The sequence below is a fragment of the Neoroseomonas alkaliterrae genome (genome assembly GCF_014199195.1).
Lineage (GTDB): Bacteria > Pseudomonadota > Alphaproteobacteria > Acetobacterales > Acetobacteraceae > Neoroseomonas > Neoroseomonas alkaliterrae.
Map to the genome: position 1 here is coordinate 435,981 of NZ_JACIJE010000002.1, position 15,591 is coordinate 451,571.

At 74.0% G+C, this 15,591-nt stretch carries 13 protein-coding genes; 2 read left to right on the plus strand and 11 right to left on the minus strand.

What is annotated here, in order from left to right; all coding sequences use genetic code 11:
* The first annotated feature begins 100 nt into the window (after window positions 1-100).
* Both FHS88_RS05490 and FHS88_RS05495 read left to right on the plus strand, forming a co-directional pair.
* A complete protein-coding gene (locus FHS88_RS05490; RefSeq protein ID WP_184482106.1) occupies window positions 101-1,897 on the plus strand; it encodes an aminopeptidase P family protein in 1,797 nt (598 codons plus the stop codon).
* A 31-nt stretch (window positions 1,898-1,928) separates the two neighbouring features.
* Complete coding sequence (locus FHS88_RS05495; protein ID WP_184482108.1) at window positions 1,929-2,720, plus strand: esterase/lipase family protein; 792 nt, start codon at window positions 1,929-1,931, stop codon at window positions 2,718-2,720.
* Here FHS88_RS05495 and FHS88_RS05500 read toward each other — a convergent pair.
* The 11 genes from FHS88_RS05500 to murB form a co-directional block, all read right to left on the minus strand.
* Window positions 2,692-3,330, minus strand: coding sequence for a LysE family translocator (locus tag FHS88_RS05500; RefSeq protein ID WP_184482110.1), 639 nt, complete (start codon window positions 3,328-3,330; stop codon window positions 2,692-2,694). The two genes, FHS88_RS05495 and FHS88_RS05500, sit on opposite strands and share 29 nt — an antisense overlap.
* Before the next feature lie 87 nt (window positions 3,331-3,417).
* Window positions 3,418-5,556: an NAD-dependent DNA ligase LigA gene (ligA, locus tag FHS88_RS05505; RefSeq protein WP_184482112.1), complete on the minus strand. Its 2,139-nt coding sequence runs from the start codon at window positions 5,554-5,556 to the stop codon at window positions 3,418-3,420.
* A complete protein-coding gene (locus FHS88_RS05510; protein ID WP_184482114.1) occupies window positions 5,553-6,062 on the minus strand; it encodes a GNAT family N-acetyltransferase in 510 nt (169 codons plus the stop codon). The genes ligA and FHS88_RS05510 overlap by 4 nt, the downstream gene beginning before the upstream one ends.
* 60 nt (window positions 6,063-6,122) lie before the next feature.
* Window positions 6,123-7,799, minus strand: coding sequence for a DNA repair protein RecN (gene recN / locus FHS88_RS05515; protein ID WP_184482116.1), 1,677 nt, complete (start codon window positions 7,797-7,799; stop codon window positions 6,123-6,125).
* Window positions 7,800-7,818: 19 nt separating this feature from the next.
* Window positions 7,819-8,673 (minus strand): outer membrane protein assembly factor BamD, encoded by an 855-nt coding sequence (locus FHS88_RS05520; protein WP_184482118.1) that lies wholly within the window; start codon window positions 8,671-8,673, stop codon window positions 7,819-7,821.
* Window positions 8,674-8,748: 75 nt separating this feature from the next.
* Window positions 8,749-9,693, minus strand: a complete 945-nt coding sequence (gene lpxC, locus FHS88_RS05525) for a UDP-3-O-acyl-N-acetylglucosamine deacetylase (RefSeq protein ID WP_184482120.1) — start codon at window positions 9,691-9,693, stop codon at window positions 8,749-8,751.
* 212 nt (window positions 9,694-9,905) lie between these two features.
* The gene (gene ftsZ / locus FHS88_RS05530; RefSeq protein WP_184482122.1) at window positions 9,906-11,489 is read right to left on the minus strand and encodes a cell division protein FtsZ; all 1,584 of its coding nucleotides are present in this window, start codon (window positions 11,487-11,489) and stop codon (window positions 9,906-9,908) included.
* A gap of 58 nt (window positions 11,490-11,547) precedes the next feature.
* Window positions 11,548-12,843 carry a cell division protein FtsA gene (gene ftsA / locus FHS88_RS05535; protein WP_184482124.1) on the minus strand — a complete coding sequence of 432 codons (1,296 nt, stop codon included), beginning with the start codon at window positions 12,841-12,843 and terminating at the stop codon, window positions 11,548-11,550.
* Window positions 12,840-13,745 carry a cell division protein FtsQ/DivIB gene (locus FHS88_RS05540; protein ID WP_184482126.1) on the minus strand — a complete coding sequence of 302 codons (906 nt, stop codon included), beginning with the start codon at window positions 13,743-13,745 and terminating at the stop codon, window positions 12,840-12,842. The genes ftsA and FHS88_RS05540 overlap by 4 nt, the downstream gene beginning before the upstream one ends.
* The gene (locus tag FHS88_RS05545) at window positions 13,735-14,661 is read right to left on the minus strand and encodes a D-alanine--D-alanine ligase (RefSeq protein ID WP_184482128.1); all 927 of its coding nucleotides are present in this window, start codon (window positions 14,659-14,661) and stop codon (window positions 13,735-13,737) included. Before FHS88_RS05545 ends, FHS88_RS05540 begins: the two co-directional genes overlap by 11 nt.
* The gene (murB, locus tag FHS88_RS05550) at window positions 14,658-15,527 is read right to left on the minus strand and encodes a UDP-N-acetylmuramate dehydrogenase (protein WP_408902332.1); all 870 of its coding nucleotides are present in this window, start codon (window positions 15,525-15,527) and stop codon (window positions 14,658-14,660) included. The genes FHS88_RS05545 and murB overlap by 4 nt, the downstream gene beginning before the upstream one ends.
* Between the last annotated feature and the right edge of the window lie 64 nt (window positions 15,528-15,591).

The window sequence follows — 15,591 nt, forward strand, 5'->3', positions numbered from 1 at the left end:
CCAGCGCTTCGTGACGGCAACTTAGGTGCGCGGGAGACACAGGTGATGCGCCAAGGCCACGCATGAGCCATGCGTGGAATGCATTGAAATCTGTGGACACATGCAATCTCGCGGTAACAAGGAGCCTCCCCTGAGCCCCAAGGAACGCCTCGCCGCCCTGCGCGCCCGCCTCGCCGAGGCCGGCGTGCAGGGCTTCGTCATCCCCCGCTCGGACGAGCATCTGGGCGAATACGTGCCGCCATCGGGCGAGCGCCTCGCCTGGCTGACCGGCTTCACCGGCTCGGCCGGCATGGCCATCGTGCTGCCGGACCGCGCCGCGGTCTTCACCGATGGCCGCTACACGCTGCAGGTCCGCGCCCAGACCGATCCCGCGCTCTGGGAATGCCGCCACATCACCGAGGAGCCGGCGGCGGAGTGGCTCAAGGCGCACGCCCAGGGCCTCGCCATCGGCTACGACCCCTGGCTGCACGCCGCCCCGGCGATCGAGCGCCTCGCCGTGCCGGGGGTGCGGCTCGTCCCGCTCGCGGCGAACCCGGTGGATGCGGTCTGGCGCGACCGGCCCGCCGCGCCGATGGCCGAGGCGGTGCCGCATCCGCTCGCCTTCGCCGGCAAGCCCGCCGCGGAGAAGCGCGCCGAGGCCGCCGCCGCGCTGCGCGAGGCGGGGGAGGACGCGGCCATCCTCGCCGATCCGCATTCGCTGGCCTGGCTGCTCAACATCCGCGGCGGGGATCTCGCGCATACGCCGCTGGCCCTCGGCTTCGCGCTGCTGCATGCGGATGCGCGGGTCGAGCTGTTCATGGCGCCGGCGAAGGTGCCCGCGCAGACCCGCGCGCATCTCGGCAACGAGGTGGTGGTGCGCCCGCGCGAGGAACTGCCGCAGGCCCTCGATGCGCTGCGCGGTCTCCGCGTGCGCGTGGACGCCGAGGCGACGCCGGCCTGGTTCCCGGACCGGCTGCGCGAGGCCGGCGCCTCGATCAGCGCGGGCGAGGATCCGTGCCGGATGCCGCGCGCCTGCAAGAACCCGACCGAGCGCGAGGGCGCGCGCGCCGCGCATCGCCGCGACGCGGTGGCGATGGCGCGCTTCCTCCACTGGTTCGCGCGCGAGGCGCCGGGCGGCGGGCTGACCGAGATCTCGGCCGCGGCGCGGCTGCTCGAGTTCCGGCGCGGGGGCGAGCACTTCCGCGCCGAATCCTTCCCCGCCATCTCGGGCGCGGGCGAGCACGGGGCGATCGTGCATTACCGCGTCACGCCGGAGAGCGACCGCCGTATCGCGCCGAACGAGGTCTATCTGATCGATTCCGGCGCGCAGTATCTCGACGGCACCACCGACATCACGCGCACGCTCTGGACCGGGCCGGGCGAGGCGCCGGCGGCGGTGAAGGACCGCGCGACGCGCGTGCTCAAGGGCCACATCGCGCTGGCCACCGCCTGCTTCCCGGCGGGCGTGGCCGGGCCGCACCTCGATGCCTTCGCGCGCCGCGCGCTGTGGGATGCGGGGCTCGATTACGACCACGGGACCGGGCATGGCGTCGGTTCCTTCCTCTCGGTGCATGAGGGGCCGGCGGCCTTCAGCCGCGCGGCGCGCATCGTGCCGCTGCGCGAGGGGATGATCCTCTCCGACGAGCCGGGCTTCTACGCGGCGGGCGAATACGGGATCCGGCTCGAGAACCTGCTGCTGGTGGTGCCCGCCGAGTTGCCGCTCGCCACGCGCCCCTTCCTGCGCTTCGAGACGCTGACGCTCGCACCCTTCGATCGCGCGCTGATCGAGCCCGCGCTGCTCACCGCGGCCGAGCGCGCCTGGCTCGACGCCTATCACGCGCGGGTGCTCGCGGAGGTCGGGCCGCTGCTCGAGCCCGACGTCGCGGCCTGGCTCGCCACCGCCTGCGCGCCGTTGTGATGCGGCGCGCCGCGGCACGGGCCCGCCTGCCATGAGCGATGCCCCGCCGCTCCCCGCGCGCCGCGTCCTGCTGGTCTATGGGCTGATGGGCGAGATCGTCGCCGCCTTCCGCCCGCTCGGCCTCGACTACATGCACCGGCTGCGCGACTGGCTGCGCGAACAGGGGGCGCAGCCTTCGGTGGTGAAGCTGCCGACCGCAGAGCGCGTGGCGGTGAATGCCGCGCGCCTCGCCGATGCCATCCGCGCCGAGGCGGAGCCCGTGCTGATCGTCGCGCACAGCAAGGGCGGGCTGGAGGCGCTGGCGGCGCTGATCGAACCCGCGCTGCGGGCGCGCTGCGCGGGCTTCCTGGCAATGCAGTCGCCCTTCCACGGCAGCCCGGTCGCCGATGCGGTCATCGGCTCGAAGCCGCTGGAGGCGGCGGCGGCGGGCCTCGCGCGGCTGCTCGGCATCGGCTCGGGGGAGGGCGTGCGCGACCTCACCACCGCCGTGCGCCGCGCCTGGATGCAGGAGCATCGCGCGGGGATCGCCGCTCTGGTGGCCGCGCTGCCGGTGGCCTGCGTCGCGACGGTGCTGCGCGAGGGCGGCGCGCGCGGGCGCGAGCGCCTGCACCTCGCCGCCGCGCAATGGATGGAGAAGCGCGGCCACGGACCGAATGACGGGCTGGTGCCGGTGGCGAGCGCGCTGATCCCCGGCGCGACGCATGTCGTTCTGCCGGGCAGCCACATCGCGACGGTCAGCGGCGGGTCCGGGCGCGACCCGGTGGCGATGCTGCGCGCGGGGCTGGCCGCGCTGGTCAGGCCCGGCCGCCCGCCAGCAGGCTGAGGCCGAGGCCGAGGAAAAGCGCCCCTGCGGCGCCGTGCAGCCAGCGTGCCTCCGGGCCGCCCAGGCGCCCGGCGAGCCGCCCCGCCAGATGGATCAGCAGCCCGTAGAAGGGCAGGGCGAGGAGCGGCAGCAGCGGCCCCAGGATGAGCATCTGCACCCAGGCGGGGCTGCGCGCGGGGTCCACGAAGAGCGGCAGGAAGGCGAGGAAGAACAACCCGACCTTCGGGTTGAGCAGATTGGTCGCGAAGCCCTGGCGGAAGGCGGCCCGGAGGTCCGCCGCTGGGCGCGCGCCCGCGGCCCGGGCAGGCACGCCGCTGCGTGCCGCCCGCAGCGATGACAGGCCCAGCAGCATCAGATAGGCCGCGCCGGCGAGGCGCAGCGCGGCGAAGAGCGGCGGATGCGCTGCCAGCAGCGCCCCGACGCCTGCGGCCGCCAGCGCCACATGCACCAGCACGCCGGCGTAGATGCCGGCCATTGCTGCCCAGCCACGCCGCGGCCCGCCCGCGAGAGTCTGCGCCAGCACGAAGGCCATGTCCGGCCCCGGCGTGGCGATCAGCACGAGGCAGGCGAGGAGATAGCCCGCGAGCAGGGCGGGATCGAGCGGCAGCATCCCGGCATGATGTCGCGCCTGCGCATCATTCGTCCAACGAATAGGATTGAATTACTGGATCAGTCAGATTGATGTGCCGGTCCGGCGCTACAGGCCCGCGAGCGTGCGGAACTCCGCCTCGGTCAGCGTGCGGATGCCGAGCTCGGCGGCCTTGGCGGCCTTGGAGCCCGCATCCGCGCCGACCACCACGAAATCGGTCTTGCGCGAGACGGATTTCGTGACCTTGGCGCCGAGCCGCTCGGCCTGCGCCTCCGCCTCGTCGCGCGTCAGCGTCTCGAGCGTGCCGGTGAAGACCAGCGTCTTGCCGGCGAAGGGGCTGTCCGCCGCGGCGGCGGCATCCGCGGGCAGAGGCGGGGCCTCGGCCGCGAGGTCGTCGAGGGCGGCGAGCATGCGCGGCTCGGCGAAGAACTCGACCAGTTCCTCGGCGATGGCGGGGCCAATGCCCTGGATGGCGCCGAGCTCCTCCCGCGCCTCGGAGCCGATGACGCGGGCGGCGATCATCTTCGCGCGCCATTCCTCGAACGTGTGGTAGTGGCGCGCCAGCAGCTTCGCGTTCTGCTCCCCGATGCGGCGGATGCCGAGGGCGAAGATGAAGCGCTCGAGCGGCACGCGGCGCCGCGCCTCGATCGCCTCGAGCAGTTTGGCGACCTTGCGTTCGCCCCAGCCTTCCAGCGCGAGCAGCGCGTCGCGCTGCCGGTGCAGGCGGAAGATGTCGGCGGGGCTTCGCACCAGGCCCCGGTCGAAAAGGAGCTGGATGTTCTCCTCGCCCAGCCCCTCGATGTCCATGGCGCGGCGGGAGGCGAAGTGCTTCAGCCGCTCGACCGTCTGCGCGGGGCAGGTCAGGCCGCCGGTGCAGCGGCGCACCACGTCCTCGCCGTCGCGGATCGCGTGGCTGCCGCAGACCGGGCAGGTGGTCGGGAACCGGAAGGGCTTGGCATCCTTCGGCCGCTTCTCGGGCACCACGCCGAGGATCTGCGGGATCACGTCGCCGGCGCGCTGGAGGATGACGGTGTCGCCGATGCGGATGTCCTTCCGCGCGATCTCGTCCTCGTTGTGCAGCGTCGCGTGGCGCACCACGACGCCGCCGACGGTGACGGGCTGCATCACCGCGCGCGGCGTCAGCGCGCCGGTGCGTCCGACCTGGATCTCGATGTCGAGCAGCCGGGTCGTCGCCTGCTCGGCGGGGAATTTCCATGCCACCGCCCAGCGCGGCGCGCGGCCGACGAAGCCGAGGCGGCGCTGCCAGTCCAGCCGGTCGAGCTTGTAGACCACGCCGTCGATGTCGTAGCCGAGCTCGGCGCGCTGTTCGGCCATGCGGCGCTGGAAGGCCTCGGCCTCGGCTTCGGAGGCGAGCAGCGTCGAGAGCGGGTTCACCTTGAAGCCCCAATGCCGGAGGCGTTCGAGGAAGGCGTGGTGGCTCTCCGCCGGCGGTTCGCTCGAGGCGCCCATCGCATAGGCGAAGAGCTTCAGCGGGCGGGAGGCGGTGACGCGCGGGTCGAGCTGGCGGACGGAACCGGCGGCGGCGTTGCGCGGATTGGCGGGGATGACGATGGCCTCGCCGAGCTTCTCGCCGCGCGCGCGGCGCGCCTCGCGCTCGATCGCGGCCTGTTCCTGCGCGGCGCGGAAGCGCAGGAAGTCGGCCTTGTCCATGAAGACCTCGCCGCGGATCTCGATGCGCGCGGGGAAGGGCGCGTTGAGCCGCCGCGGCAGGTCGGGGATGGTGAGCAGGTTCGCCGTGACGTCCTCGCCCTCCGTCCCGTCGCCGCGCGTCGCGCCGCGGGTGAAGGCGCCGTCCTCGTAGAGCAGGTTGATCGAGAGGCCGTCGATCTTGGGCTCGGCGACGAAGGCGAGCGGCTCGGCCTCCGCCAGGTCGAGGAAACGGCGGATGCGCGCGCAGAACGTGGCGAATTCCTCGGCGGAGAAGACATTGTCGAGCGAGAGCATCGGCTCGCCGTGGCGGGCCTTGGCGAAGCCCTCCGCAGCGGCGGCGCCGACGCGGCGGGAGGGGCTGTCCTCGCGCACGAGGTGCGGGAAGCGCGCCTCGATGGCCCGGTTGCGCGCGACCAGCGCGTCGTATTCGGCGTCGCTGATCTCGGGCGCGTCCTGGCCGTGGTAGAGCGCGTCGTGGTGCGCGATCTCCGCGGCCAGCGCGGCGAGTTCCGCCGCGGCCTCCGCCTCGGTGAGCGCCGCGGGATCGCGGCGGCGCGGATCGGGTTCGGCGCTCATGCTTCGGGTTCCGCGTTTCGCGCGCGCGTCGCGGGGGGCGGTTCGGCGGCGAGGTTGAGGAAATCCTGGTGCGCCACCGCGAAGGCCATCACGCGCTCCCCGTGCGCGCCGAGGCGGCGATAGAAGGCATGGGCGGCGGTGTTCGATTCCCGGGCGGTCAGCCAGAGATGGCGCGCGCCGCGGGCATGGCCGGCGCGGGCGAGGGCGGCGAGGATGGCGCGCGCGACACCCTGGCGGCGGCGCGCCGGCACGACGTAGAGGTCGCCCACATAGAGGCCGTGCTCGGCGTGGCCGGTCTCGTAGGTCGGGTGGGCCGTGGCGTAGCCGATGAGCGTGCCGTCGTCGTCTTCCGCGACGATGACGATGGTGGTGTCGTGCGCGATGATGGCGGTCTCGACCAGACGCGGCGTCAGCAGGTGGGTCGGGTCGCCCTGGTCGCGGTTGAGCGCGACCATCAGCGCGTGCAGCGCATGGGCATCCCGCGCCTCGGCGGCCCGCACCCTCATGGCGCGAACCTGCTGCGAGGCAGGCGCGGAGAGGCGGGCGCGCCTCCCCCGCCTTTGGTTTCACCGCGCATCGGCGAGCAGGGATTCGGCGGCCGCGCGGGCCGCATCGGTCACGCGCTCGCCGGCCAGCATCCGCGCGAGTTCCTCCCGCCGCTCGGCCTCCGGCAGGGCTTCCACGCGCGTCTCCGCGCGCCCGCCCTTCACCAGCTTGGCGACGCGCAGATGCGCCGCGCCGCGCGCGGCCACCTGCGGGGAGTGGGTGACGACGAGCACCTGCAGCCGCTCCGCCACGCGGGCGAGGCGCTCGCCCACGGCGGCGGCGGTGGCGCCGCCGATGCCGGAATCCACCTCGTCGAAGACCAGCGTCGGCACCGGCGAGCCGCGCGCGAGCACCACCTTCAGCGCGAGCATCAGCCGCGACAGCTCGCCGCCCGAGGCGATCTTCGCCAGCGGCCCGGGCGCCTGGCCCGGATTGGTGCTGACCAGGAAGGCGATGCGGTCCTGCCCGTCCGGGCCCCAGGCCGCCTCCTCCTTCGCCGCGATCTCGATGGCAAGCCGCGCGCGGTCCAGCTTCAGCGGCGGGAGTTCCTTCGCCACCGCCTTCTCGAGCCGCGCCGCCGCCTCGCGCCGCGCCTCGGTGAGCGCGCCGGCGGTGGCGAGATAGGCCCGGCGCGCCGCGCTCTCGTCCCGCTCCAGCGTGGCGACGTGGCCGGCGCCGGCATCCAGCGCCTCGAGCCGCGCGCGCAGTTCGGCGGCCAGCGCCGGCAGGTCGGCGACCGCGACCGAATGCTTCCGCGCCGCGGCGCGCAGCGCGAAGAGGCGTTCCTCCACCTGTTCGAGCCGCCGCGGGTCGGGCCCGCCCTCGTCCAGCAGGCGGGAAAGGGCGGCTTCCGCCTCGGCCAGCGCGTCCTGCGCGGCGGCCAGCGCCGCGAGGGCGGGCTGGGCCTCCTCGTTGGGCGGCGGCAGGCGTTCCAGGGCACGGGCGGCCTCGCGCAGAGCGCGGGCGGGGCTCGTGGCGCGGCGGTCGCGCGGGGAGAGTTCGGCGATGGCCGCGGCGATCGCCTCGGCGCGGCGCTCGCCCTGCTGCAGGCGCTGGCGCTCCGCGGCGAGGCGCTCCTCCTCGCCCTCCGCCGGGCCGAGCTCCTGCAGTTCGGCGACGGCGTGGCGGAGCCATTCCTCCTCCCGCTGCGCCTCGGCGATGGCCGTGCGCGCCTCGGCGAGGCGCCGCGTGGCGGCGCGCCAGGCGCCCCACGCCTCGGAGACCGCCGCCCGGCGCGGCTCGAGCGCGCCGAAGGCGTCGAGCAGGCCGGCATGGCTCGCCGGGTCGGCGAGGCCCACCTGGTCGTGCTGGCCCTGCACCTCGACCAACGTGGCGCCGAGCCGGCGCAGCAGCGCGACGCCCACCGGCTGGTCGTTGACGAAGGCGCGGGATCGGCCATCGGCCTGCACCACGCGGCGCAGCACGAGCTCCTCCTCCGGCTCGATGCCCTGTTCGCGGAGGATCTCGAAGGCCGGGTGGCCGGCGGGCGGGACAAAGGCGGCGGCGACCGAGGCCTGCGGCTGGCCGGCGCGCACCATGCCCGATTCCGCGCGGCCGCCGAGCGCAAGGCCGAGGCTGTCGAGCAGGATGGACTTCCCGGCGCCCGTCTCCCCGGTCAGGGTCGTCAGGCCCGGGCCGAAGGCGAGGTCGAGGCGCTCGATCAGCACCACGTCGCGGATGGCGAGGGAGGTGAGCACGGGAGCGCCGTGCCCCGCTTCAGAACAGCCAGTTGAGCGCGCGGGTGAAGAAGCCCGGCCGGTCGATCGTGGCCGGCTGGGCGCCTGCGACCAGCAGCGCGTAGGAATCCTGGTACCAGGTGCTGCCCGGGTAGTTGTGGCCGAGCACGGCGGCGGTGCGGCGCGCCTCCTCGGTCAGGCCGAGGGCGATGTAGATCTCGGTCAGGCGGTGCAGCGCCTCGGGGACGTGGTTGGTGGTCTGGTATTCCTCGACCACGCGGCGGAAGCGGCCGATGGCGGCGTGCAGCAGGCCCTGGCGCTGGTAGAAGCGGCCGACATGCATCTCCCGCCCGGCCAGGTGGTCGCGGGCGAGGTCCATCTTCAGCCGCGCGTCGCGGGCATAGGCGGTGTCGGGGAAGCGGTTCACCACCTCCTGCAGCGCGTTCATGGCGATGATGGTCTGCTGCTGGTCGCGCTGCGCGTCGTTGATCTGCTCATACTGCGCGAGCGCGCGCAGGTAGTAGGCATAGGCGATGTCGCGATGCGCCGGATGGAGCTGGATGAAGCGGTCGAGCGCGCCGATCGCCTCGGTGTAGCGGTTGCGATAGTAGTCGGTGTAGGCGGACATGAGCCGGGCGTTCGTCGCCCAGGTCGAGTAGGGGTGCTCGCGCTCGACCGCGTCGAACAGATCGACGGCGCGCTGGAAGCGGTTGTTGCGCAGCTCCTCCATGCCGGCGGCATAGAGCGCCTCGGGCGACTGGCTGGCCGCGTCGGCCGGCGTGATCGTGCGCCGCGCGAGCGACGGGTCGGCGCCCGTCCCCGGCTGGAAGCGCGTGCCTTCGCCGCAGGCCGCGAGGAGCAGGAGGGCGAGGAGGGGCAGGAATCGTGCGGTCATCTCGGCAGCCGGTTGAACGGGCCGCTCTATATCATGCCGGCGGGCCGGAGCGCCAAGCGGGCGCCCCCGCGGGTCTCAGGCGATGGCGGGGGCGGCGGCCGCGCGGGCGGGGGAGAGCGACATCCCCTCGGCGATCACGGGCTGTCCGGCGAAGCGCCAGGCGGCGGAATCGGCGAACAGCGCGCGCAGCAGGCGGTTGTTCAGCGCGTGGCCCGAGCGGCTGCCGCGGAAGCGCGCGCGCAGCGGCGCGCCGGCCAGGGCGAGGTCGCCCACCACGTCGAGCACCTTGTGGCGCACGAACTCGTCCGGCCGGCGCAGGCCGCCCGGATTGAGGATCATGGGCCCGTCCACCACCACCGCATTGGTGAGGCTGCCGCCCTGCGCGAGCCCCGCCGCGCGCAGCCGCGCGACATCCTCGGCCAGGGTGAAGGTGCGCGCATCGGCGATGCCCTCGCGGAAGGCATGGGGCGAGAGGCGCGTGGTGAGCGCCTGCCGGCCGATGGCGGTGTTGGGGAAGTCGATCTCGAGCTCGATGTCGAAGGCGGGCTCGCGCGCGGGCAGCAGTTCGGCGAAGGCGCCGCTGGCTTCCTCGACGCGGACGGGGCGCAGCACCTCGATCGCCGCGCGCGGGGCGGCGGTCGTGACGATGCCGGCGCAGTCGATGAGGAACAGGAAGGGCGCGGCCGAGCCGTCCATGATCGGCACTTCGGGCCCGTCCACCTCGACGATGGCATCGTCCACGCCACTGCCGGCCAGGGCGGCCATGACGTGCTCGATGGTCCCGATGCGGGCCTCGCCCTCGCCGATGGCGGTGCAGAGGCGCGTGTCCACGACCCGGTCGAAGCGCGCGGGGATCTCGGCGTCGAGGTCGGTGCGGCGGAAGACGATGCCGCGGCCGGCCTCGGCGGGGCGCAGGGTGAGCGAGGCACGGCGGCCGGAATGCAGGCCGATGCCGAGGCACCCGATCGGTGCCTTCAGCGTCCTGCGCCGCCCCGTCTCAGCCGGAAGAAAACCGTCCATCAGCCTCGTGCCCTGTGAGGGGGAGCCCGACCCGCCGCCGGCGCCAGGGCCGGCAGGGCGTGGGGGGCTCAACACCCAGTGTCACAAAAGCACCGCCGACGGCGGCTGGCCATTCAAGCCTTGTTTCTCCATATTACGCCGCAAGCCGTTGTTTTCATTCAATTGCTGCGGCGCCAAATGCGGCCAAAATGGGGCAGGCCCTGCGACCCGCCTCAGTTGCTCTGCCGGCGCAGAAAGGCCGGGATCTCGAGGCCCATCTCATCCTGCTGCGGCGCGGTGCGCGGGCCGGGGCGAACCGGCGCGACGGCCGGGGCCGCGGCGACGGAGGGCTCCACCCGCAGCGCCGGGGCGGCATGCGGTTGCTGCGCGGGCGGGGAGGCCTCCGGCAGCGTCCGCCGCATCATGCCGCCGATGCCAAGCCCGGTCGCCTTCTGGAACAGGTTGCGCAGCGCGCCGCCGCCCTGCCGCGGGGCTTCCGGCACCGCGACGCGGGAGAGCGGCGGGATCGCAGGCTCCATCGGCTGGGCGGCCGGGGTCATCATGACGGGCGCCTCAACCTGCGCCACCGGCTGGACGGCTGCCTCGGCCGGTTCGGCCGCGGGCATCGCCGGCTCGGGCGCGGTCTCGACCACGGCTTGGCGGAGCGGCTGGAAGGCCGTGCCGGGGGCGGCCTCGGCCGCGCGGCGGATGAAGGAGTTGGGCACGGGTGCCGCGGCCACCCGCGGCGCCGCGACCGGCGCCGGGATGGGCTGCGTCGCCACCGCCGCCACCGGCGCGCCGCCGCCGACCGCAACGAGCTTCGGCCGCGCCGCCTCCTCCTTCGCCGCCACGTCGATGCCGGTGGCGACGACGGAGACGCGCACGCGCCCGTTCATCGCCTCGTCCACCGAGGTGCCGAAGATGATGTTGGCGTCCTCGTCCACTTCCTTGCGGATGCGGTTGGCGGCCTCGTCCACCTCGAACAGCGTCATGTCGTAGCCGCCGGTGATGTTGATCAGCACGCCCTTCGCCCCGGCCATCGAGATGTCCTCGAGCAGCGGATTGCTGATGGCGGCCTCGGCGGCCTTGCGGGCGCGGTCCTCGCCCTCGGCTTCGCCGGTGCCCATCATGGCCTTGCCCATCTCGGCCATGACGGTGCGGATGTCGGCGAAGTCGAGGTTCACCATGCCCGGGTTGACCATCAGGTCGGTCACGCCACGCACGCCCATGTAGAGGACGTTGTCGGCCATCTTGAACGCCTCCTGGAAGGTGGTGCGTTCGTTGGCCAGCCTGAACAGGTTCTGGTTCGGGATCACGATCAGCGTGTCCACGAACTGCTGCAGCTCCTCGATCCCGGCCTCGGCGAACTTGCGGCGCTTCGGGCCCTCGAAGTCGAAGGGGCGCGTGACGACGCCCACCGTCAGCACGCCCTTCTCGCGCGCCAGCCGCGCGATCACCGGCGCGGCGCCCGTGCCGGTGCCGCCGCCCATGCCGGCGGTGATGAAGATCATGTGCACGCCCTCGATGTGGCGGGCGAGTTCCTCCATCGCCTCCTCGGCCGCCGCGCGGCCGATCTCGGGCTTGGCGCCGGCGCCGAGGCCCTGCGTCAGGTGCGGGCCGAGCTGGACGCGGCGCTCGGCCTTGGAGTGGAACAGCGACTGGCTGTCGGTGTTGGCGACGAGGAACTCCACCCCGTCGAGGCCCATCGCGATCATGTTGTTGACCGCATTGGTGCCGCCGCCGCCGACGCCGACGACCGTGATGCGCGGGCTGAAATCCGTGTGCGTGCTCTGCGGCACGGTCAGGTTCAGGGTCATGGGCGGGCCTCCTCGTGGAATCTCTCTACGCGGGTGATTCGATTCGGGGCGAGGCGCATCAGACGCGGTCCTTCACCCAGTTGACGAAACGGCGGAAGGCGCTGGCGGCCCTGGCCGGGCCGGGCGCGATGTCGAGCACCGGGCGGCCTTCGCCCGCACCCCAGAGCAGCAGCCCGATCGCCGCGGCGAAGGCCGGGCCGGAGGCCGCCTCGGCGAGGCCGCGCACGGGCAGCGGGCGGCCGATCCGCACCTGCCGGTCGAGCACGCGCGCGGCCATCTCGCGCACGCCGACGAGCTGGCTCGCGCCGCCGGTCAGCACGACGCGCGAGCCGCCCTCGCGCCCGAGCCCCGCCGCCTCGAGCCTCTCGCGGACCAGCTCGAAGGTCTCCTCGATGCGCGGCTTGATGATGCCGACCACCATGGCGCGCGGAACCCGCGCGATGGCGTGCTCGTCCTCGCCGAGCAGCGGGACGGGGATGAACTCGCGGTCGTCGTCCGCCCCGCCATGCACGCTGCCGTGCAGGGTCTTGATGCGCTCGGCATGCGCGACCGGGGTGGAGAGCACGGAGGCGAGGTCGTTCGTCACCTGCCCGCCGCCGATGGCGATCTGCGCCGTGTGGACAAGGTGGCCCTCGCTGAACACCGCGAGGCTCGTGGTGCCGCCGCCCATGTCGATGACGGTGGCGCCGAGCTGCTTCTCGTCCTCGACCAGCGTCGCGAGCCCGGCGGCGAAGGGGGCGGAGACCATCTCCTCCACCTCGAGGTCGCAGCGCAGCAGGCAGGCGCCGAGGTTGCGCAGCGAGGCCTGCGAGGCGCTGACCATGTGCAGCCGCGCGCCGAGCGTGTCGCAGATCATGCTGCGCGGGTCGTCCACGCCGGGCGTCGCGTCCACGGTGAAGCCGAGCGGAATGGCGTGGACCGTCTCGCGCCCTTCCTCGGCGGTGCGGCGGCGGCCCTCGTTGAGGATGGCGCGCAGGTCGTTCTCGGTGACGGCGCGGCCGCCGATGGCCCACTGGATGTTGAGCGGCCGGCTGTCCGGCTGGCCGCAGGAGAGGTTGACGATCGCACCCTGGATGCGCGTGTCGGCCATCTCCTCGGCCTGGCCGACGGCGGCGCGGATGGCGCGCTCGGCCTCCTCGAGGTCCACCACCGAGCCGGCCTTCACCCCGCGGCCGCGCTGCCAGCCGAAGCCCAGCACGCGGGGCGAGCCGTCGCTCTCGATGCGCGCGATCAGGCACACCGCCTTGGTCGAGCCGATGTCGAGCACGCCGAAGGTGCCGCTGCGCGCATGCCGCCGCTTGCGCTGCGGCGCGCCGGGCTCGACGGGGGGCGGGAGGCGGGCCATCTGGTTCATCCGCGCCGCGCCCTCGTCGCCTGCTGCTGCGTCGGCTGCTCGGCGGGCTGGGCCTCGCGCGTCGGGCGCAGCACCAGGCGGTCCGGCAGGCGCATGTCGATCGCGGCCAGCGGGCGGTCGAGCAGCCGCGCCTCGCGGTGCAGCTCGGCCAGGCGCTCGATCGCCGCGGCCTCGTGGCCCTCGGGCAGCAGCACGTCGGTGCCGTTGTGCAGGCGGAGGTTCCAGCGCCGCTCATGGATGCGGACCATGGCCTGCACGCGCTCGGCCACCTCGGGCTTCGCCTTCACCGTGTCGTAGAGCGCAGCACCGGTGCTGTCCGCGCCGGGGCCGACCAGCAGCGGCAGCGGGCCGAACTGGTCGAGCCCGTCGGCGGCGACGACCTTGCCCTCGCGGTCGATGATCACGAAGCGGCCGCCATTCTGCCAGATGGCGAAGGGCCGCCGTTCCTCGATGCGCACGAGGATGGTCGAGGGCAGGCGGCGCTCGACATGGGCGCGCTGCACCCAGGCGATGGTCTCAAGCCGCGCGCGGGCCGCCTCGGGGGAGAAGTCCAGCATCGGATCGCCGCGCGCGACGCCGAGGGCGGCGCGGATCATGTCCGTCGGCGTGTTGCGCCGCCCTTCGAGGATGACGTGCTGCACGGTCAGGCCGAGGCTTTCGCCCATCCCGGCGAAGGACTCGGCCGCGCCACGCACGCGGCCCGCTGGATCGAGCGCGCGCACCGCCACGACCACCAGCGCGAGCGCGCCCAGCGCGGCAACGCCGTAGAGGGCCGGGCGCACCAGGGCGCGCCGGCGCCGCAGCCAGATCCTGAGCGCCGAGGGGCGCGCGGGCTCGTTGCGCGGACCCGGCGTGCGGGCGAGGCGCTCCCGCGCCCCGCTGCGGAGGGGCTCACGCGCCATGGCGCGCCTCCCGCACCATCCAGGCGCAGAGCGCGGGGAAGGGGATGCCGCAATGCGCGGCCTGCTCGGGCAGCAGGGAGGTCGGCGTAAGCCCCGGCTGCGTGTTGACCTCGAGCAGCACGAGGCGGCCCGGCTCGCCCGCCGTGTCGTCGTAGCGCAGATCGGCGCGCGACGCGCCGCGGCAGCCCAGCGCCTGGTGCGCGCGCAGCGCGATGTCGAGGGCCTGGGCATAGGCCTCGGGGTGCATCCGCGCCGGCAGGACATGGCGCGAGCCGCCCGCGGCATATTTGCTCTCGTAGTCGTAGAAGGCGCCGGCATCGGCGATGATGTCGGTCACCGCCAGCGCGCGGTCGCCCATCACGCCGACCGTCAGTTCGCGGCCGGGGATGTAGGATTCGGCCATGGCGTGATCGCCGTAGCGCCAGTCGCGCGCGATCTCGGCGCGGCGGTTGTCGCCCTTCTGCAGGATGTGCACGCCGACCGAGGATCCCTCGTTCACCGGCTTGACCACATAGGGCAGCGGCAGCGGATCGGCGGCTTCCAGCTCCTCCCGCGTGACGAGGCGGTGCTCGGCGACCGGCAGCCCGGCGGCGAGAAAGGCGGCCTTGGCGGCGGCCTTGTCCATGGCGAGCGCCGAGGCGCGCAGGCCGGAATGCGTGTAGGGCAGGCCGAGCCAGTCGAGCACGCCCTGGATGCAGCCATCCTCGCCGAAGCGGCCGTGCAGCGCGTTGAACACCACGTCCGGGCGCGGATGCGTCAGCGCGTGGATGACGGCGCCGAGATCCTCGCCGACCTCGACCGGCGTGACGCGGAAGCCCGCCTCACGCAGCGCGGCAATGCATTGCCGCCCGGAGGAGAGCGAGACCTCCCGCTCCGCCGAGATGCCGCCGTAGAGGACCGCGACATGCTGGCTCATGCGGGCCTCCCGACGCGCCTGATCTCCCATTCGAGTTCGACGCCCGTCGCGGCGCGCACGCGCGCGCGGACCTCCTCGCCGAGCGCCTCGATCTCGGCCGCGGTGGCGCCGCCGGTGTTGATGAGGAAGTTGCAGTGCTTTGCGCTGACCTGCGCGGCGCCGCGCGAAAGCCCGCGGCAACCGGCGGCGTCGATCAGCTCCCACGCCTTCCTGCCGCCGGGCGGGTTCTTGAAGGTGGAGCCGCCGGTGCGCGCGCGGACGGGCTGCGTCGCCTCGCGCGCCCCGCGGATGGCGGCGAGGCGCTCGGCGATGGCGCCGGGCTCGCCCGGCGTGGCGCGGAGGCGGGCGCGAGTGACGACGCCGCGCGCCGGCAGTTCCGCTCGGCGATAGGCGAAGCGCAGATCGGCGGCCGTGAGACGCAGAAGGCCCGCGGGCGTCGCGACCTCGGCCCAGTCCAGCACATCCTTGATCTCGGTCCCGTAGGCGCCGGCGTTCATCGCCACCGCGCCGCCGATCGTGCCCGGGATGCCGACGAGGAATTCGAGCCCGCCGAGCCCATGCCGCGCGGCGGTTTCCGCCACCGTCGCATCGAGCGCAGCCGCGCCGGCGAGGATGCCGTCGGCCTCGACCTCGATGGTTCCGAAGCCGCGCGCGAGGCGGATCGTGACACCGGCGATGCCGCCATCGCGGATGATCATGTTCGAGGCCGCGCCGAGGACGGTCAGCGGCGTCGCCGCCGGCAGCGCGCGCAGCAGAAGCAGCAGGTCGTCCGCATCGGCCGGCCTGACCAGCGTGTCGGCAGGCCCCCCAACCCGGAACCAGGTCTGTGCCCCGAGCGGCGCATCATGCACGACGCGCCCCCGCACCGGCGGAAAGCCGGTTTCCAAAGGCCTTTCGGCCTTTGGCGGGGTGGGCCCGGGCGGCGCGGCG